17 protein-coding genes, 1 tRNA gene and 1 pseudogene are annotated in these 18,139 nt (G+C 57.5%); 8 read left to right on the top strand and 11 right to left on the bottom strand.

The features are described 5' to 3' along the window. Positions 1–192: 192 nt before the first annotated feature. The 4 genes from KAQ61_RS15355 (at position 193) to KAQ61_RS15340 (ending at position 5,360) form a co-directional block, all read left to right on the top strand. Positions 193–1,272: a calcium/sodium antiporter gene (locus KAQ61_RS15355; protein WP_003074489.1), complete on the top strand. Its 1,080-nt coding sequence runs from the start codon at positions 193–195 to the stop codon at positions 1,270–1,272. 784 nt (positions 1,273–2,056) lie between these two features. After that, positions 2,057–3,568, top strand: coding sequence for a recombinase family protein (locus tag KAQ61_RS15350; protein WP_276514470.1), 1,512 nt, complete (start codon positions 2,057–2,059; stop codon positions 3,566–3,568). Continuing rightward, a complete protein-coding gene (locus tag KAQ61_RS15345) occupies positions 3,565–4,461 on the top strand; it encodes a plasmid partitioning protein RepB C-terminal domain-containing protein (protein ID WP_210929727.1) in 897 nt (298 codons plus the stop codon). Before KAQ61_RS15350 ends, KAQ61_RS15345 begins: the two co-directional genes overlap by 4 nt. Positions 4,462–4,508: 47 nt before the next feature. After that, entirely contained in the window at positions 4,509–5,360 is an 852-nt protein-coding gene (locus KAQ61_RS15340) for a plasmid partitioning protein RepB C-terminal domain-containing protein (protein ID WP_244982912.1), read from the top strand. Between the two features lie 80 nt (positions 5,361–5,440). Here the strand turns inward: KAQ61_RS15340 and KAQ61_RS18895 are convergent, their stop codons facing one another. The 3 genes from KAQ61_RS18895 to merT are packed head-to-tail and all read right to left on the bottom strand — an operon-like array spanning position 5,441 to position 6,339. Continuing rightward, positions 5,441–5,668, bottom strand: coding sequence for a GDCCVxC domain-containing (seleno)protein (locus KAQ61_RS18895; RefSeq protein WP_079364968.1), 228 nt, complete (start codon positions 5,666–5,668; stop codon positions 5,441–5,443). Further along, positions 5,665–5,949, bottom strand: a complete 285-nt coding sequence (gene merP, locus KAQ61_RS15335) for a mercury resistance system periplasmic binding protein MerP (protein ID WP_079364967.1) — start codon at positions 5,947–5,949, stop codon at positions 5,665–5,667. The genes KAQ61_RS18895 and merP overlap by 4 nt, the downstream gene beginning before the upstream one ends. 15 nt (positions 5,950–5,964) lie before the next feature. Continuing rightward, positions 5,965–6,339, bottom strand: coding sequence for a mercuric ion transporter MerT (gene merT, locus KAQ61_RS15330; RefSeq protein WP_070401208.1), 375 nt, complete (start codon positions 6,337–6,339; stop codon positions 5,965–5,967). Positions 6,340–6,381: 42 nt separating this feature from the next. On the opposite strand from merT, the gene merR reads away from it, so the two are divergent. After that, positions 6,382–6,801: an Hg(II)-responsive transcriptional regulator gene (merR, locus tag KAQ61_RS15325; RefSeq protein WP_079364966.1), complete on the top strand. Its 420-nt coding sequence runs from the start codon at positions 6,382–6,384 to the stop codon at positions 6,799–6,801. 6 nt (positions 6,802–6,807) lie between these two features. Here the strand turns inward: merR and tnpC are convergent, their stop codons facing one another. From tnpC to KAQ61_RS15305, 4 genes are all read right to left on the bottom strand, one after another. Then, the gene (gene tnpC, locus KAQ61_RS15320) at positions 6,808–8,352 is read right to left on the bottom strand and encodes an IS66 family transposase (protein ID WP_179130010.1); all 1,545 of its coding nucleotides are present in this window, start codon (positions 8,350–8,352) and stop codon (positions 6,808–6,810) included. Between the two features lie 80 nt (positions 8,353–8,432). Then, positions 8,433–8,765 (bottom strand): IS66 family insertion sequence element accessory protein TnpB, encoded by a 333-nt coding sequence (gene tnpB / locus KAQ61_RS15315; RefSeq protein ID WP_210929725.1) that lies wholly within the window; start codon positions 8,763–8,765, stop codon positions 8,433–8,435. Then, positions 8,762–9,178 (bottom strand): transposase, encoded by a 417-nt coding sequence (locus tag KAQ61_RS15310; protein WP_143434174.1) that lies wholly within the window; start codon positions 9,176–9,178, stop codon positions 8,762–8,764. Before KAQ61_RS15310 ends, tnpB begins: the two co-directional genes overlap by 4 nt. 354 nt (positions 9,179–9,532) lie before the next feature. Further along, the gene (locus KAQ61_RS15305; protein ID WP_210929724.1) at positions 9,533–10,885 is read right to left on the bottom strand and encodes a TniQ family protein; all 1,353 of its coding nucleotides are present in this window, start codon (positions 10,883–10,885) and stop codon (positions 9,533–9,535) included. 185 nt (positions 10,886–11,070) lie between these two features. Here KAQ61_RS15305 and KAQ61_RS15300 point away from each other — a divergent pair. Beyond that, a protein-coding gene (locus KAQ61_RS15300) for an IS3 family transposase (protein ID WP_210929257.1) occupies positions 11,071–12,218 on the top strand; the annotation gives its coding sequence in 2 pieces (ribosomal slippage) (positions 11,071–11,332 and positions 11,332–12,218; 1,149 coding nt in all). 355 nt (positions 12,219–12,573) lie between these two features. Here KAQ61_RS15300 and KAQ61_RS15295 read toward each other — a convergent pair. The 4 genes and pseudogenes from KAQ61_RS15295 to KAQ61_RS15280 all read right to left on the bottom strand — a co-directional run bounded on the left by KAQ61_RS15295 (position 12,574) and on the right by KAQ61_RS15280 (position 15,687). Continuing rightward, complete coding sequence (locus tag KAQ61_RS15295; protein ID WP_210929723.1) at positions 12,574–12,732, bottom strand: helix-turn-helix domain-containing protein; 159 nt, start codon at positions 12,730–12,732, stop codon at positions 12,574–12,576. 1,049 nt (positions 12,733–13,781) lie between these two features. Beyond that, positions 13,782–14,714, bottom strand: a pseudogene (locus KAQ61_RS15290) (IS5 family transposase). Between the two features lie 81 nt (positions 14,715–14,795). After that, positions 14,796–15,590: a hypothetical protein gene (locus KAQ61_RS15285; RefSeq protein WP_210929722.1), complete on the bottom strand. Its 795-nt coding sequence runs from the start codon at positions 15,588–15,590 to the stop codon at positions 14,796–14,798. Between the two features lie 9 nt (positions 15,591–15,599). Then, a tRNA-OTHER gene (locus KAQ61_RS15280) sits at positions 15,600–15,687 on the bottom strand. A gap of 348 nt (positions 15,688–16,035) precedes the next feature. Here KAQ61_RS15280 and gph point away from each other — a divergent pair. Both gph and speE read left to right on the top strand, forming a co-directional pair. Then, positions 16,036–16,749 carry a phosphoglycolate phosphatase gene (gene gph / locus KAQ61_RS15275; RefSeq protein WP_210929721.1) on the top strand — a complete coding sequence of 238 codons (714 nt, stop codon included), beginning with the start codon at positions 16,036–16,038 and terminating at the stop codon, positions 16,747–16,749. A 144-nt stretch (positions 16,750–16,893) separates the two neighbouring features. Then, positions 16,894–18,135 carry a polyamine aminopropyltransferase gene (gene speE, locus KAQ61_RS15270; RefSeq protein WP_210929720.1) on the top strand — a complete coding sequence of 414 codons (1,242 nt, stop codon included), beginning with the start codon at positions 16,894–16,896 and terminating at the stop codon, positions 18,133–18,135. The last annotated feature ends 4 nt before the right edge of the window (positions 18,136–18,139 follow it).

The following is an 18,139-nucleotide window of genomic DNA, read 5'->3' as shown; positions in this document are numbered from 1 at the left end:
GCGACGAGTGATGGACTACTGCCACGGCCTTCTGATGGTCAGCTTCCTGGCACTGTCACGAATTCACCCTCCCGGCCAGAAGCCGACGCTCTATAAGGAGGACTTATGGCGAGCTATGGCATGCATGGAGGCTCGATAAAGGTACGCGCCTGGTAAGCTGTGCCACTTGATTCTTAGCTACAGTGCTCAGTCATGAACATCCTTCTATTTCTCGGCGGGCTTTTCTTGCTGGTCATGGGTGCCAGCTTGTTGGTGCGAGGCTCTTCCAAGCTGGCCCTGTCGTTTGGCATCAGTCCGCTGGTCGTGGGACTGACGATCGTTGCGCTCGGCACAAGCGCACCCGAGGTTGCAGTCAGCGTGGGGGCCGTGCTCGATGGGAAAACCGACATTGCCATTGGCAACGTGGTGGGCAGCAACATATTCAACGTTCTGTTCATCCTTGGCATCAGCGCGTTGATTGCACCGCTGGTGGTCAACATTCAGCTGATACGCCAGGAGGTACCGATCATGATCGGTGCATGTTTTCTCTTGCTCGCCTTGGGGTTGGACGGTCAACTTTCGTTTTTCGATGGCGGTTTTCTCTTCGTGCTGCTGGTGTCTTACACAGTGTTCCTGATCGTGCAGTCACGGCGCGAAACCCAGCTCGCCAAGGACGAATACGCGGGTGAGATCAAACCCTCTGCCCCCGGCGCCTGGGACGATCGGTTGCTGGTTCAGTTGCTGCTGATTGCCGCTGGCCTAGCTGCGTTAGTGTTCGGCTCCGAGTACCTAGTGCAAGCATCGGTGAGTTTCGCAAAGGCCATGGGTGTGAGCGACCTGATCATTGGGCTGACCATCGTTGCCGCTGGTACCAGCATGCCCGAGGTTGCCACCAGCATCGCCGCAGTCATCAAGGGCGAACGGGACATCGCAGTAGGCAATGTGGTGGGAAGCAATACCTTCAACATTCTGGGCTGCCTGGGTGTCTCGGGCCTAGTGTCGGGTGACCTGGGGTTGGACATGGCTCCATCGCTGCTGGCCTTTGACATCTGGGTCATGGTGGCAGTGTCGTTTGCCTGCCTCCCCGTGTTCATGACTGGTCGCGAGATCGCTCGCTGGGAAGGCGGGGTCTTTCTGGGCTACTACGTCGCATACGTGGCTTACTTGATCATGGCCGCGCAGCAGCACGATGCGCTGCCAGCATTCTCGGGCGTCATGCTCAGCTTCGTCGTACCGCTGACGGTCGTGACGCTGGTTGTTGTGTTGATCCGCCGCCCAGTAAAGAAAGGATAGAGCACTAAAACTTTGCCCTCTATCACTAGCTAATGACTGCTATGGGTCGTCACCACCAGTTCGCAGCTTACGAAAGCTGCCGTTCAGGTTGTCTGGCGCACTGCGTCCAGCGAGTTTCCGGTTTGAAGGGGACAACAGACGTCTAGCCAGACAGCGGGTCAACGTCTGATATCGGCGGCAGCGGTCACAGGCTTGCCAAAGTTCAGTGGCGGTAATCAGCCTGAAGCAGTCGTCTGCGAGCGCCCGCTCGAAAACCTCTACTGGCCGAACACAGTGGTTCACGACCAGCAGCCTGTTCAGCCACAGCCGGTACAGACGGTCATTTCAATCGGAATACGTAGCCTACTAGCGTGCTTCGTGTGGGTCGTGGAGGCACTGAGCAGGTCGCTGTTTTAGCAGCTTCGCAGCTTAAGTCTTGAGGGGGCCAGCAGCCTGATTTCTGCGGCTGCCAGGAGCTTCCGATATGTGCCAAGAACTTGTCCTGGCTGCTGCATTCCAACTGTGCTGTGCGTGGCACAGTGGACAAGTAGGCATAGCTAACCTAGGAACTACATTGATGGGGTCCACCATGGACGAAAATACACAGGAGCATCTCTGCAGACGCGCTTAGCGAGGAATTTGGACACAGCGAACTTCTCGATTAACCATCATTTTTGTCATAGCACTGACACATGCTTTGATTACTTTGCTTGACATGCCCGGATGACGTATCAGGTGGAGGTGCTCGGTGTCTTCCCATCATGAGGAAACCACTGCGGAATTTGCAAAGGACGCTGGCCTACCAGTGGCCCAGTATGTCCGTATGTCCACCGAGCACCAAAAATACTCCACAGAGAACCAGGCCGCAGCCATCGCCGAGTACGCCAGACTTCATGGCATGAGGATCGTCAGGACCTACGAGGACTCAGGCAAGAGTGGCTTGAATCTCAAAGGACGAAACGGACTCCAGGCACTGCTTCACGATGTCGAGCAGCCATCTCCAGGCTTCAGCGCCGTACTTGTCTATGACATCAGCCGCTGGGGGCGCTTTCCCGATCCAGATGAGGCGGCAGCCTATGTGCACTCCTGCAAGAGCCGTGGCATCCAGGTGATCTACTGCGCCGAACCATTCAATAACGATGGCTCGTTACCTTCCACTGTCTTCATCGGTATCAAACGCAGCATGGCAGCCGAGTACAGCAGAGAACTGTCTGTCAAAGTTTTCAATGGCGCCTGCACTATCGTCCGTCATGGCTACAGGCAAGGTGGCGCCCCTGGTTTTGGGCTTCGGCGACAACTCATTGATGAGCAGCACAAGGTCAAAGGACTTCTGTCCCGGGGGGAGAAAAAGAGCATCCAGACGGATCGCGTCATCTTGGTGCCTGGTCCTCCTGATGAGGTTGAACTGGTAAACCGGATCTATCGGCTTTTCCTAGATGACAACATGCCGGAGCGCGTTATCGCATCCGTCTTGAACCGGGAGGGACTAACCAACGATGCTGGCAAGCTATGGACTAGAGGAACGATCCACCAGATACTCACAAATGAAAAGTACATTGGCAACAACGTATACAACCGCTCATCCTTCAAACTGAAGATCCAGCACGTACGAAACCCACCTGAGCAGTGGGTGCGTAGAGATGGTGCTTTCGAAGCCATCGTGCCAGCAGTAGTGTTTATGCAGGCACAGGCAGTCATTGCGGCCCGATCGCACCACTTGGATGATGCACAAATGCTGGAGATGCTGCGCCAGACCTTGGAACGGCATGGCGCTCTCTCTGGCATCGTGATTGATGAAGATGACGAGGCTCCGTCTAGCTCCGCGTACCGTACACGCTTTGGCAGCTTGTTGCGCGCCTACAGCCTTATAGGCTACGCCCCTCGACGAGACTATGCCTACTTGGAGATCAACAAGTTGCTACGTCGGCGGCACCCCGAATTGATTGACGAGATGGCCGCGAGCATCGCATCGTCTGGAGGCTGGGCCGCACGCAATGATGAAACCGATTTATTGACGATCAACGACGAGTTCACTGCCTCCCTAGTGATTGCCCGCTGCAAGCCAACCGCTACAGGCTCCTATCGCTGGTTGATCCGATTCGACGCAGGGCTTCACCCAGATGTCACGGTGGTCGCGCGTATGGACCCATCTAACAGCCACGCGTATGACTACTACGTTCTTCCTGGAATTGACTTCTCTGCCGAGACATCCCCTGTTCTGGAGAACAACGGATTCACACTTGACGCATACAGGGTGGACTCGCTGGAAAACTTCTGCCAATTGGCAGGACGAACGACCCTTCAGGAGGTCGCATGACAAAACCACCGCAACGGGTCGAGATGATTTCGATCGCCGACATCGCTGTCGTCAACCCCCGGCTTCGTAGCCAAAAGATTCACAAGACGATTACACAGAGTATTGAGCTTGTGGGTCTCAAGCGGCCGATCACGGTTCGTAGAGTCCCGTCAACTCAAGGCGCTCTGCCATACGCACTCATATGCGGGCAAGGGCGCCTGGAATCCTATAAGTTACTGGGCCAGAGTGAAATTGCTGCGCTTGTGCTGGACGTTGACGAAGAGACCGGACATGTCATGAGCATCGTCGAGAACATTGCGCGCCGCACACCTCGGGCTGTCGAAACTATGGAACAAGTTCGAGTGCTCAAACATCGCGGCTACAGCGATGAAGAGATCGCGGCAAAGTTGGGCTGTACAGCTTCCTGGGTGAATCAAGTCAACCACCTTCTGGAGTGCGGGGAAAAGCGCCTGCTAGCTGCCGCGGAATCAGGTCATATTCCACTGCATCTGGCAGTCAGCATCTCAAGGGCCAATGACAGCGATGCCCAGAAGCTGCTACTTGAAGCCTATGACAGCGGTGAGCTCAAAGGGCGCAAGGTGACCGTCGTGCGCAGGATACTGGAGCAACGCGCTCGCAGTGGCAAGCAGGGAAACAACGCCTTTGCGAAAGTACCTCCTCGCAAACCCATGACACCGGAAGATCTGACGAAGCTCTATCGTCGGGAAGTCGAGGTGCATCGCCGGATTCAGAAAAAATCCGAATTCATCCAGCAATCGCTTCTGCTTGCGCGCCAGATCTTCAAAGAGCTTTTTGCAAACAAAGAATTCTGCGCACTACTCAAGGCAGAGAAACTGACCAGTATTCCTCAGCCTTTGGCAGATTTACTGCCTCGCGGAGGGCTGCGCCGATGACACCGTCATTGCTTAGATCGATTCGACTTGGATTTGAGCGCGACTGTGTGGAAGTTCCACTAGACAAGATCCGTTTCACCATCCCTTTGCCCCTGGGGATTAAGGAGTCGGTGGTTTACCGGAGAGTCAGCACCTCAATCAACGCTATTGGGCTGGTAGAGCCCATCGTGGTTGCACTGGATCGTGATCAGGTAGGCGCATTCATCATTCTTGATGGGCGTATGCGAGTGGAAGCTCTGCGAGACCTTGGCGTGCTGCAAGCAATGTGTCTCATCTCCACTGATGACGAAGGCTACACGTACAACAAGCGGGTGAACCGTCTTTCGGTAGTTCAGGCACACCGAATGATTGTGCGTGCAGCCGAGCGAGGAGTTTCGGTTCAGCAGCTAGCGGATGCGTTAGATGTCTCACCGGGCGCTATTCGCGCACGCTTCAGACTGCTGGATGGCATTTGCAATGAGGCAGTCTCGCTGTTGGCAGATAAGCCAGCAACGTATGGCATGTTTCGTCTACTCAAGCAGATGAAGCCGTTTCGCCAGATCGACGTGGCGCAAACCATGGTGAATCTTGGCAACTATTCCGTCAAGCTGGCGACGGCGATGCTGCAGAGCACGCCCAACGACCAGCTCTCCGATGCCACAGCGACCAAAACGAAGTCAAGCGATGTGACTGAGGCACTGCAGCGTTTGGAGCGCGAATTGGCGTCCATGCAAGCCGACACCTGTCTTCTCGAAGAAGGCTACGGGCCTTCAAGCCTGCAATTGGAGATCATTAAAACTCACATTGGTGCCACACTGTTGAACAATGCGGCGATTGTCCGTTGGCTAGCCAAAAGTCAGCCGGAGTATCTCCAGCAACTACAGCGTATCGCGGATATCAGGGAACTGCCGACTTCATAGTCGTACATTTCTGTTTTGCAGCGTATGCGTCCGGTTATCCCATCTTGACATGGGCCGCTCACAGATAGCTTAGCAAGAGATCAAGCCGCGGGTTTACAGCAACCAGCTTCACCACCGATCTGGATTGGTGGGCAGGGAACGGATCCGTACGAGCAGAACACACAGCAGTCACCGGCCTTCGGGCGCAAGACGGCGTGGCACCCTTCGCACTCATAGAACCATTGGCAGGCATCGGTGGGCATCTCTTCGGTCTTCATATGACCGCACTCGGGGCAGGTGAAGACAGAGGTCAGGATGACATCGCTCATGGGTTTACAGACACAACAGTGGACGGGAATCCGGCGTTCTTGGTCGCACTGGTCAGGGCCTCAACCTTCACCTTGGCACTGTCAAACACCACTGTGGTTTCCCGCTTGGGCAGGTTGGACTTGACGTCGATGACCCCATCGATCCGGGTCAACGCCAATTTGACGGTGATTGGGCAGGTCGGGCAGTTCATCCCTGGCACCGAGAGGACCGCACTCTGCTGGGCCGCCCAGCTCGGCCCGATGAGTAGCATTGCCGCCGCAGGGATGATCCATCGTTTCATTGCAGAACCCTTCATTCAGTAGAACCAGTGGGCGATCCAGGGGAACGCCAATGAAATTCCCAGTAGTAGGACTACCAGCAGGAACAGCACCTTGTAGGACCGGTTGACCATGGGGCGCTCACAGACCTGGCCCACATCGCACGCTACCGCAGGGCGCCATATCCGGCGTCCTGCAACCACCAAGGCAATCGCCGCCGCCCCCATGAACCACGGTTGATAAGGCTCCAGCAGCGTCAGAGAGCCGATCCAGGCCCCGGAGATGCCCAGCATGATCAGCACCAGGGGGCCCAGGCAGCAGGCGGAGGCGAGCAGCGCCGAAATACCACCAGCAATCAGGGCCTTGCCGCCGCCAGTGGTCTGGCCCGGGTGGTCGGTAGATGTTGTAGACATGCGATAAGCTTACTTCCGTACCAAAGTACAGAGTCAAGCGCCATGACCCATACCCCTTCACAGTCCGACGGCAGCATGACGATCGGAGATCTCGCGAAAGCGGCCGGTGTGAACGTCGAGACCATCAGGTTCTATCAGCGCAAAGGGCTGATGCCAGAGCCGGACCGTCCTGTGGGCAGCATCCGGCGCTATGGCCGAACCGACCAGTCGCGGCTCAGCTTCATCAAGTCAGCGAAGCGGCTGGGATTCAGCCTCGACGAGACCGCGCAACTGCTTCAACTGGAGGACGGGGAGAGTTGTACCCAAGCTCGGCGGCAAGCGGAGTCTAAGCTGGCAGAAGTCAGGCTCAAGCTAGCCGACCTCCAACGCATGGAGGCTGCACTCTCTGGCCTGATTCTGCTTTGCGGCTCTGGCAAGGGGAATGTGCGCTGTCCGCTGATCGCAGCCATGGAGGGGCACTAGATTCGATCAATCGGTTGAGGGATTCCAGCGATGCGGCAGCAGCTCACCGATACGGCTGTTGGGCCAGGTCGGCAGCCTGTCCATCACATCCTTGAGATAGGCATACGGATCAAGGCCGTTGAGCTTGGCCGACTGGATCAGGCTCATGATGGCAGCGGCTCGTTGCCCAGCCCGCAGGCTGCCCGCAAACAGCCAGTTCTTGCGGCCCAGCGCAATCGGGCGCATCTGGTTCTCGACCCAGTTGTTGTCGATCGGTATCCGCCCATCCTCCAGGAACCGGGTGAGCGCAGGCCAGCGGCGCAGGCTGTAATCCATGGCCTTGGCCGTGGCCGACCCACTGGGCACCTTCCCTCGGTGTTCTGTGAGCCAGAGGTGTAGGCGATCCACCGCCGAGCGGCTCTGCTGCTGCCGTATGCGCAGCCGCTCATCTGCCTCTACCCCCTGAGCCTGTCGCTCGGCCTCATAGATCTGTCCGATCAGGGCCAGCGCCTGCTCAGCGAGCTGACTCTTGTTGGCCGTGTGGAGCTCAAAGAACTTGCGCCTTGCATGGGCCCAGCAGCCTGCCTCCTGGATCTGTTCACCCATGAGCTGCTTGTACCCGGCAAAGTCATCGACCAGCAGCGTGCCCGCCCAGCCCTCCAGGAAGGAGGCGGGATGGCGCCCGGCCCGGGTCTCGCTGAAGTCATAGACCACCGCCCTGGTCTGCTCGTGCCGCCCTGGTGTGTAGGCCCACAGGTAAGCCCGCTGGGTCTTGCCATCTCTCTGAGCGGCCGGCTTGAGCATCTGCACCGGCGTCTCGTCGGCGTGCAGGACGGCGTGGGCAAGCACCTCTGCGCGCAGGGCGCTGGCCAGCGGTTGGAGTTGTACGCCACAGCTGCCCACCCACTGCGCCAGGGTGGAGCGTGGGATCGGCACACCAGCGCGGGCGTAGATAGCCTCCTGGCGGTGCAGGGGTAAGTGATCGGCGTACTTGGCCACCAGCACATGGGAGAGTAAGCCCGTGGTGGCCAGCCCCTTGTCGATGATGTGCGCATCCACCGGGGCCTGTCTGAGCGTCTGGCAGCAGGCGCAGGCCCACTTGCCCCGCACGAAGCGGTGGACCGTGAAGACGCCTGGGGTGTAGTCGAGCTTCTCGGCCACGTCCTCACCGATGCGCTTCATCGGCTGGCCGCAACACTCGGTGGAGGTAGGCTCATGGCGCAGTTCCTGGCGGGGAAGCTCCGGGGGCAGGGGTTGGCGCCTGGGCTGCTGGCGGGTTACCTGCTCGGCTGCGGGCTGGCCTGCGTCGCCCATCTGTTCGATCTCGAGCGCCACCGCCTGCAGATCCTCATCGAGGGCGTCCTCAAGGAGGCTGCGCTGCTCAGCGCTGAGCGCCTCGCTGCGGGCAGCGAACTTCATGCGCTTGAGCATGGCGTTCTCGAAGGTGAGCTTGTCGAGCAGCGCCTGCTTGTGGCGCAGCTCTGCAGACTGCTGCTGCAGCTGGCCCATCAGGCCCAGCACCAGTTGGCGCGTGCCCTCGTCCATGCTCTGCAGATCCACCGCTTCGTTCATGGCAGTGATCATGACCGGTGCCAGTGGCTGTGCCCATTGGCACATTCACGAATTGAAGAGCGCACACGCCCCGTTCAAGATCACAGCACCGTGATGACACCTGCCTGCCCAAGGCGCTGCCAGGGTAGGCCCGTGACCAGGGCTTGTAGCTGCTCCTGGCTCAGTGGCAGGCGGGGAGTGCTGGAGTTGCCCCAGACAAACCGGCCCTGATGGAGCCGGCGTGCAACCAGCCAGACGCCAAAGCCGTCGTGGACCAGCACCTTCATGCGGTTGGCTCTGGCGTTGGCGAACAGGTAGGCGTGATGGGGGTGGGCTGCGCCGAAGACTTGTACGACACGGGCCAGAGCGGTCTCTGTACCCGCTCGCATATCCAGGGGTTCACAGGACATCCACACCGCATCGATGCGGATCACCGCAGCACCTCGCGCAGCAGGGTCCCGCAGTGCTCGAGTGGGCACTGTACGCTCACGATCAGGTCACCGCGGCGCAGTTGCAGCTCAACCGGTCTCGGGGCGGTGGGAGCAGTCTGATCCGCGCTGCCTGCGGGCGCTTGGGGCACGGCAGGACTGAGCAGGTCCAGGGGCACGGGAGTGAACCTGGGCTGCATCGCTTGCGCGATCTGGCTACCCGGCATCCCAAGAGGCGCTCGGTATGCAGCGCCGGCCTCCCTGATCCAGCGGTGGACCATGTTGGAGTGCAGCCCATGGGCCAGAGCAACACCGCCCACGCTCGCTCCGGGTTGGCGGCACTTGGCCAGCACCTCGGCCTTGAAGTCTTTGCTGTACTCACGGCGGCGCGGTCGCCCTTCGTTTGAAATCTGTTCCATCGTCTCCACGATCCTCCAATCGTGGGGACGATGCCCGCTTCTCAACTCACATTCAAGATGGGTTGACCGGACGGATACTTTGCAGCGGCTGCTACCGGTCACATCTGCAAATCGAAGCACCGCTTTCTGCCAGATACCGAGCATCAAATCTGCGACAGCGAAAGACTGAAACCGCAGCGAAGCAGTCCTTTATACGATGTTGGGTGGAGGCATAATCTATGCAGATGGTCTAACGGACGATTCAAGCAGGCTGAAGCCTCTGCTGGGTGGTTCGCAAGCAAAAGATGATTGATGGCAAATGACTCGCTAAGTGTTCAAGGAACCTGCTAGAAAGTGGTGCAAGGTTGGTTGAATTTAGTACTCAAGCCGGGATTGCACCGAGTTTCGATTGGCCAGCGATTTCATTAACTCTATGAGCTGGTTAGGTGCATGCTCACGCATCCATCGGTACTCTGCAGCGCAATGATTTTCAATATCAGCTCGCCTGCTTTGTGGCACGCTTTGGGCGAAACTTCGGATGCGTTCAACACATTCGGCCTGGCGAGTGTTGCGTAGCCGTGATTTCCATTCGAGGCGTAGCTTGGGGTCGGCTTCCAGCCATCGAACAACGTCGTGGCGACTCACGTTTAAGCGCGCCATTACCGCTGCATAGCTGTCGCAGCATTCAAATGCTTCACAGACGTGTTCAGGTGCTTTTCTTGAGTCTGTTGGCAGATCACTAAACAACAGGAGTTGGCCTTGTATAGATCGACTGCGACCGGCAGCTGCATCGGCGAAAGAGAGAATGAGCTCATTCGAAGACTTCCACTCAAGAGCGTTCCATAAAAGTGCCCAGGCAATCGCAGTCGTCCTTTTTTGACGCCAAAGCAGTCTCGAAATTAGGCTGCCATCAATGAGTGCGTTTAGATTAGGTTGTGCAATCCGAGCTAGAGCACAAGAAGTGGTGGAAGCGAACCATTGAGCGATTCGTTCATGCCGCACACCGTTGGCTGAATGTATGACACCAATTTCTTGAAGTCGGTAGATGGCAAATCGGCGCAGAGAGAGCATGTCTATGCATGGAATCCTTCGCAGGCTGCTGCTTAACGTAGTCGCGTTGCTCGCCGCTTGCAGCAAGGTATCAGGGATTGAAACTGTAAGGCCGACTTCTTTATGGGGCAACCGCCATTGCTTGCTCCGTAGAGCACTCGAATTCAATACTTCGTTGTGTTGGGTGCAAATTAAAGCAACTGGGTGTTGATGGACCGTACGCCATAAGGGGCGGCCAATAGTCTCGAGGTCATCTTGGATGCAACGGTGACACCACTTTAGCGGGTGCATAACCTTCTGAGTTCGTGAAGAGCCTAGTGCGGCTCTCATCCAGTGAGTTGATTGTTGGGATAGCGATTTCGAAGCAAGCTCTTTTTGTTCTTGCTCACTAAGAAAAGGCAAGTAGAAGCCCGCAACAGTATGGTCACGGAGAAGCCCAAGGATGCACGCACGCTCTGCCCTTGAGATCGCGATGAAGCTATCAAGTGAGTGTGGGAACTCGTGCTGGCGAACAGCATGCACAGCACCGAGAAGAGATAAAGCAGTAGCCGCAGAATTACGACTACTGCTCATCGCATGGTTCGCTGCACACCAGCTATATATCGTCTCATCCGGATGGATCGAAATAAGACTGTGGCCGGCCATAGAATGGCCTAGCTCAGGTGATTTTTTCAGCATCAGGCTTTTCTGTTACTTGGTCCGTGGAGATTTCCCTTTTTCAACAGGCTTGAGGTTCTCTAGTTGTTTCGTCATCCCACTAATCAGCTCTTCGCTGACTCCTAAGCGTCGAATATCCTCGGGCTGGGCTGCTGCCGGTTTCAAAGACACCTTGTTAAGGTGGAAGATGAAACCGGAGGTGGTTCATGGAGACAAGAAGGACATTCAGCCGCGAGTTCAAGCTCGAGGCGGTCAGGTTGGTCACCGAGCGTGGCGTGGCTGTGGCCCAGGCAGCCAAGGACCTGGACGTTCACGAGAACGTGCTGCGCAAGTGGGTTCGTGAGTTGCGAGAGGAGCCCCAGGAGGCGTACCCTGGCAACGGCAAGCAGAAGGCCCAGGACGCGGAGATAGCGCGACTGCGCAAGGAGGTTGCCAAGCTCAAGATGGAGCGCGACATCCTGAAAAAAGCCGCGGCCTACTTCGCGAAGGAGTCGATGTGAAGTTCGGCTTCGTGGCGAAACACCGAGGGGCCTGGCCGGTCAATCTGATGTGCGAGGCGCTCGGTGTCTCGCGGGGTGGCTTCTACGCGTGGCTCACACGGCCCAGGAGCCAGCGCAGCCTCAGCGATGAAGTGCTGGGCGCGCAAGTCCACCAGAGCTTCGTGCGCAGCGACCGCACCTACGGCGCGCGCCGTGTGTGGCACGACGTGCTGGAGCAAGGTCAAGCCTGTGGTCTGCACCGCATCGAGCGACTCATGCGAGAGCAGGCACTACGAGCCAGGCCCCGACGACGTGGACTGCCCAAGGACCGGGGCACGCGCAGCGCGGTGGCCGACAACGTGCTGGACCGCCAGTTCCGGGCCGATGGCCCGAACCAGAAGTGGGTAGCCGACTTCACCTACATCTGGACAGCCGAGGGCTGGCTGTACGTGGCGGCGGTGCTGGACCTGTACTCGCGGCGCATCGTGGGCTGGTCGATGCAGGAGAGCATGACCTCGCAGCTCGTGGTGGATGCGCTGATGATGGCAGTGTGGCGTCGAGGCAAGACGGTGGCCTTGTTGCATCACTCGGACCAGGGCAGCCAGTACACCAGCGAGCACTTCCAGAAGCTGCTGGATGAACAAGGCATCACTTGCAGCATGAGCCGGGCTGGTGAGGTCTGGGACAACTCGGCCATGGAGAGCTTCTTCAGTTCCCTCAAGACCGAGCGCACGGCCAGGAAGGTGTACCGCACACGAGGGCAGGCCCGTTCAGATGTGTTCGACTACATCGAGTGCTTCTACAACCCGACGCGCCGGCATTCGACGCTCGGCTATCTCAGTCCCGTACAGTTCGAGAAAGCTCAAGAAGCTTAGGTCGGTGTCAACGGAACCGGCAGCAGCCCACTTGCCCGTAGCCAGCACGAAGCAGTGCTTCTAGCTTCTTGGCGGTCATCAGCCCAGTTTGGGGCGGGGGAGGGGGTTTGGGGCGAGCGAATTCCCCAACATTGAAGTCAGATGCGGTCCACATAGACCCAGCCTTTCTCTTGGAATCCATTTGTGCAAAGCTGTGCACGAGAAGACTTGACCCTCCGCCCTGCGGCGGATAAATTTGGACCTGTCGGATCCTTGGGACTAGCTTCTCGGGGTGACAAAGCCTCGGGTTGCCGCCCGGGGCTTTGTTGTTTCTGCGATGACGCAGACAGTCGGTACGTAGCCGTTGGGGAAGGTGTTATTTCAAACCAAGCTCCTTTGCGATTTGTGCACTTTTTCCTCGCACGCACTTTCGATCCCCTTTAAGAATCGAGTAAACAAGCCAAGGGCTGTATCCATGCTCCTTCGCCCACGAAACCACGGAAATTCCGTTTTGCCGGAAGTATTCCCAGGTCATGGGCGGCTTTCCTGCAGCGGATGTATCTGGTGCTGGGGGCTTGTGCATGGACGTGACGCGAATAACGGCGGCGAATGAGCGGCGGCCGATGTTACGTACAAATCTTTTAAAAGTCCAATTTGATTTTGTTTTTATATTTCCAGATCTATCTGCCTACATAAAATTATCACCATTTATTTTCATGTGTGACTCTGGGGCTGTAGATATTAACCAGCATGGCTACAAATAAATATCATTTATTTGTCTTGTAAATTGCCAAAAAATAACCTTGCTGTTGGTGTGGTATTTTCTGAGGCGACCGAATTGTCCACGCTGAGGCTGCCGAGGTCATGCTTCGTTTGAATGGTCGCTGAGGCCTTGCCGCGGCTTCCATTCGCGCTCAGAATGTATCTGTCTTGCCTAGTCATGGCTCTTTCGCTCTTTCGGCTGATGTGAGCGATTGCTTATCTTGCGAAGATAGGTCAGGGCGGTTAATAGATATAGGCGGGCTGTCTATCGATCTAATTTTTTGTCAAATGAAGAAAGCATCTAGGAGTCGGTATGCGCACTGAGTATGAGATGCGGATGCGACTAAAGCGCTTGCAAAGTGAATTCAACGTGGACGTGAGTCCAGCGGTTGAGTTGCATGGTCGAGACTTGTCGATATGGGTTAGCCAAGCTGAGAAAGATGCCTCAGCTACATTTAACGCAGCTCTTCGGTTGTTGTACAGCCGTACAGAGTTCCCTCCACTTCCACCACACCCGTTGTCTCAAAAGACTTTAGACAAACTTAGGAGGGAACTTCGTTTGTTGACTAAGATTGGGTATGCATCCAGCATTAGTATGACAAAGAAAATAGAAAGAATTAATGCGATAGAAGCGCTCATTGAGCGGTATAAATAGCGCTGCACTTCGGATAGCCAAATATTCAGTGATTTCCGGAGCCAGCGTCTAGCCGGGATGTGCCACAGACGCTTAGCCTTGAGCGCGGTTCCCAGCGGCCAGTGTGTCGAGCAGGCGTTGTTGCATAAATCACCCTGAGGCCGAGCTACCCCAAACCTCAGACGGATTTACGCAGCAGCGACCGTCTGGGGTGTGCCCAGAGCGGTAAATTGATTGAGGATTGACGCTCGAATATTGAGCTCGGCCACCTGGCGTTCAAACGTCCAGGCCATCACCTTCTCGCCCAGGCGCTTGAAGCAATTCATCTTGGTCTCCACCAAAGACCTTCGGTGGTAGCCGCTCCAGCGTTTCCAGATAGCCCGCCCCAACTGCCTACACGCCTTGACCGCTTCATTGCGGTGAGCAAATGCCAGCCCCTTGCGTAGCTTCGCTCCCTTGCGTGGCGGGATGATTGGAATGGCTCCCCGCAGGTAGCAGGCCTCATGCACATCCTTGGTGTCATAGGCCCCATCACCAGTCAAGCTAGCTACCTGTTCATGGCTGGGGATCTGGCCCAGTAAGACAGCGGCCATGGGCGAGTCACCTACTTCATTGGTTGTGACTGCGATAGCCCGAATCTGCAGTGTCTGGGCATCAATACGCAGATGCACCTTGCGCCACTGGCGGCGGCGCTCGGCACCGTGCTTTTTGGTTTTCCACTCACCTTCGCCCAAGAACTTGATGCCCGTGGAGTCGGCCAGCAGGTGCAAGCCTTTCTCGCTTGCTCGGTAGTGCACCTGCACATTCAAGCTCTTTTGTCTGCGACACACCGTGCTGTAGTCGGGCACTGGCTAAGGCAGGCCTGCCATACGCAATAGCGACTGCACCAGGCCCAGCGTCTGGCGCAAGGGCTGCCCAAACAAGCCCTTGATGGTCAGGCAAAACTGGATGGCCGCATCTGAGAACTTCTGGCAACGACCACGCTTGCCCCTGGGCTGGGCCAGCCACTGCATGCCCTTATCCAGCCAGATGGTCAGGTCTCCTCGCGCTTTCAACGCTGCGTTGTACGCCTTCCAGTTCGTTGTGCGGTACTTAACCCGACCCCAGCTCGTCTCACTCATCTCCCGAGCCTACCTCACCTGCGACCGGCATTTATGCAACAACGCCGTGTTAAACCGCCAGTCAATTTTTGCACCTTTGATTTAAATGGTGAGAGGCTTTTCAATCACTTGATTTGTAAGCTCTTCATTTATGAATGGGAGATGTGTTTTAAAGAATTGCCGCACTCGCCGCTCCCTTTCTTCGGTCCCATTTGATTTGCAAATACTCCGATATTGATCTTCCAAATTTAGATGCTTAAGCCAGTATGGAATTTTTTCGTATGCCGCCGTGTCCAGCTGTAGGCTTTTGTCGATACCCCTTGCGAAGCGGATGGTTATTGCAATTAGCGTTGATGCATCTTTGAGGGTAATAGACCTATCGTGAAAATGCTTCAGGGTTTCTTTGACATCAATTTTTGCATGCGAATTTTTTATATCTTCAGCATGCTCTATAATAGAGGACTCCTGTTTTGCGCTAAGCTTGGCGTTTGATGCTGGGTGAACAATTCTGTTTCGCCAATGAACAAGTAAAGATGCAAAAGGTCCCCAATATTCTTTTTCGGGCGTGTGAAGCGTGCAAATATGCTCTAGGCGTTCGGCTCCGCCTTCAATCTTGGTCGTCTGTTTTAGGGTTTCTGGCGCTGCAGGATGCTTTGCTAGATAGCGGACATATTGCATTAGAGCTTCTTCAACAAAGACAATTGCTGCATTGATTGCGAATGTCCTTGATTTTCGCGCGGACCAGCATGGATCCTGCGGGTCCCAGGTGACTGTTAGGTCATCGGGCTTCGTATAGATGCGCGTTTCTACTCCATGAAGGCCGACGCAAATTGTGTTCAATGAGTGAACAGAGTTTCCTACTGACTTCAGGAATTCAGAGAGTCCCAAACTTTCCATTTTTGTCCTTGGTGCACCGTAGGGGAATCGAACCCCCAGTTTCCTGCTTTGAATTGAATGGTAATAGACAGGCGTCTTAACCGCTAGACCACGGCGCGATGCAAATTTACCAGAATCTAACGCAATTTTGACAGCGACCAAGTCGCAGGCAATGTCTGGTGCGTGTGGTCTAAATTGGCACAGAAAATCGCGGAAAGGGCTTGTAGCCTAGAATCCCGCATTTTTGCTGTATAAAAATACAGCTCTAAACTCAGCCGTTAAACCCGCCGCAGCCTCGTGTGTTACGCGCCACACGGTTGCTGAAGCAGGTCCTCGAGCGAATTCGCTACAAACACAATAGCCTGCGTACCGAGCAGACCTATGTGCTTTAGGATAGAAGCGCGATTTCGCAACCTTATTCCTGAGTAGCTAACATACATCCCTTTGGATTTGCGAACTCTATTTCATGGTTTCCATCTCTATTCCGTCGTTCCACCTGGAAGTGGACGCCGCCATCGTGGACCTGGACGGCACCATGGTGGACACGATTGGCGACTTTGCCGAGGCCATCGCGCGCATGCTGGCCGACCTGCAGCTGCCGGCGCTGGACGCCGCCTTGATCGAGCACATGGTGGGCAAGGGCACGGAGCACCTGCTGCGCAGCGTGCTGGCCCATGTGCTGGCGCAGGCCGGCCATTCCGCAGATGCCCTGCCAGCGGCCGTGGCCAGCCTGTTGCCCACGGCGCTGGCCCGCTACGAGCAGCATTACCTGGCCATCAACGGCCAGCACTCGGCGCTGTACGCCGGGGTGCTGGAAGGCCTGCAGGCGCTGCGGGCCAGCGGCCTGCGCCTGGCCTGCGTGACCAACAAGCCCCTGGCCTTCACCCGGCCGCTGCTGGCGGCCAAGGGCCTGCAGGGTTTGTTCGAGCAGGTGTTCGGCGGGGATTCCTTCGCCACCAAGAAGCCCGATCCGCTGCCCCTGCTCAAGACCTGCGAAGCCCTGGGCACGACGCCGGCGCGCACCCTGATGCTGGGTGATTCCAGCAACGACGCCCAGGCCGCCCGCGCCGCGGGGTGCCCGGTGGTGCTGGTGACCTATGGCTACAACCATGGGCAATCCGTGGAGGTGGTGGGTGCTGATGCGCTGATTGACAGCATCGCGCAGCTTCGTGTGGTCTAAAAACGGAAATTGCCGTTATTTGTCCTTTGCAGTGCTTGTGGTTAGGATGCCAAGCTTTGCCCGCTTGACAAACAGATAACCCAATGCGCTGCAGGGAGGAGCTCTTCGCCCTGGCGTTTCGTGTGACAGGGAGGACTCCACACCATGCAAGGTTTGCACCTGACGGCCGATTTGTACCAATGCGCGTGCGACGATGCGCTGATGCTGGATGCGCAGGCGATCGCCGCCCTGTGCCGAAGGCAGACGGAGGACGCCGGTCTGACCCGGGTGGATGACCGCTGGGTGCAGTTTCCGGCCTGGCAGGGCCAGCCCGGGGGCGTGACCGGCACGGTGCTGCTGGCCGAGTCGCACCTGGCCATCCACACCTGGCCGGAAACCGGCAACGTCACCATCGACGTCTATGTGTGCAATTTCTCGGCCGACAACTCGGGCAAGGCGCAGGCGCTGATGGATGGCGTCGTCGCAGCGTATGCCCCACGGCACGCCGTGCGCCAGCAGCTGTGGCGCGGCGATATCGCCACCGATGGCGTGGGCCAGTACCCCTGGGTGATGGAACAGCTCAGCCCCGATGCGGCCTTCGGCTTTCGCGCCGACAACGTGCAGCGCCGCCAGACCCCCTACCAGACGCTGGAGATGATGGACACGGCGCACTTTGGCCGTGTCATGCGCCTGGACAACTGCTTCATGACCAGCGAGCGGGACGAGTTTTTCTACCACGAGTGCATGGCCCACCCGGCGGCCATCGCCCACCCGGCGCCACGGCAGGCGCTGATCCTGGGCGGCGGCGATGGCGGCCTGGCGGAGGAACTGCTCAAGCACAACACCCTGGAGCGCGTGGTGCTGGCCGAGCTGGACGAGGCCGTCATCCGCGCCAGCCAGGCCGAGCTGCAGGCCGTGCACCGGAATGTCTGGAGCGACCCGCGCCTGCAGGTGCGCATCGGCGATGGTATGGCCCTGATCGCAACGACGACCGAGCGCTTCGACCTGCTGGTGCTGGACCTGACGGACCCCGACACCCCGGCGGGCTCGCTCTACGCGCCGCCGGCGCTGCAGCGCATGCGGCAGGTGCTGGCACCGGGCGGGGCACTGGTGCTGCACCTGGGCAGCCCGGTGTTCCATCCGCAGCAGGTGCAGCGCCTGGTGCGCAGCCTGCGCGGGGTGTTCCCGCAGGTGCGTTGCTATGGCGTGTATGTGCCGCTGTACGGCGCTTACTGGGGCATGGCCGTGTGTTCCGACTCGCTGGATGCCACGGCCCCCACGGCGGCGCAGGTGCGCGAACGCCTGCAGGCGCGCGGTGTGGGCGATTTGCAGTACTACAACCCCGCGGTGCATGGCGCCCTGTTCGCCCTGCCCAACTACTACGCCCAGCTGGTCGCGCCCGCGTAAATCG

The sequence above is a fragment of the Comamonas aquatica genome, assembly GCF_018064205.1.
GTDB classification, from domain to species: Bacteria; Pseudomonadota; Gammaproteobacteria; order Burkholderiales; family Burkholderiaceae_C; genus Comamonas; species Comamonas aquatica.
This window is presented reverse-complemented; position numbering and strand designations above follow the sequence as displayed.

Excerpts from the sequence above, each read along its gene's own strand:
- speE (WP_210929720.1), top strand. The coding sequence starts at position 16,894 with ATGCAAGGTTTGCACCTGACGGCCGATTTGTACCAATGCGCGTGCGAC.
- KAQ61_RS15295 (WP_210929723.1), bottom strand. The coding sequence starts at position 12,732 with ATGACCTGGGAATACTTCCGGCAAAACGGAATTTCCGTGGTTTCGTGG.
- KAQ61_RS15310 (WP_143434174.1), bottom strand. The coding sequence starts at position 9,178 with ATGGAACAGATTTCAAACGAAGGGCGACCGCGCCGCCGTGAGTACAGC.
- KAQ61_RS15345 (WP_210929727.1), top strand. The coding sequence starts at position 3,565 with ATGACAAAACCACCGCAACGGGTCGAGATGATTTCGATCGCCGACATC.
- KAQ61_RS15355 (WP_003074489.1), top strand. The coding sequence starts at position 193 with ATGAACATCCTTCTATTTCTCGGCGGGCTTTTCTTGCTGGTCATGGGT.
- KAQ61_RS15305 (WP_210929724.1), bottom strand. The coding sequence starts at position 10,885 with ATGCTGAAAAAATCACCTGAGCTAGGCCATTCTATGGCCGGCCACAGT.
- tnpC (WP_179130010.1), bottom strand. The coding sequence starts at position 8,352 with ATGAACGAAGCGGTGGATCTGCAGAGCATGGACGAGGGCACGCGCCAA.
- merP (WP_079364967.1), bottom strand. The coding sequence starts at position 5,949 with ATGAAACGATGGATCATCCCTGCGGCGGCAATGCTACTCATCGGGCCG.
- KAQ61_RS18895 (WP_079364968.1), bottom strand. The coding sequence starts at position 5,668 with ATGAGCGATGTCATCCTGACCTCTGTCTTCACCTGCCCCGAGTGCGGT.
- merT (WP_070401208.1), bottom strand. The coding sequence starts at position 6,339 with ATGTCTACAACATCTACCGACCACCCGGGCCAGACCACTGGCGGCGGC.
- merR (WP_079364966.1), top strand. The coding sequence starts at position 6,382 with ATGACCCATACCCCTTCACAGTCCGACGGCAGCATGACGATCGGAGAT.
- KAQ61_RS15285 (WP_210929722.1), bottom strand. The coding sequence starts at position 15,590 with ATGGAAAGTTTGGGACTCTCTGAATTCCTGAAGTCAGTAGGAAACTCT.
- gph (WP_210929721.1), top strand. The coding sequence starts at position 16,036 with ATGGTTTCCATCTCTATTCCGTCGTTCCACCTGGAAGTGGACGCCGCC.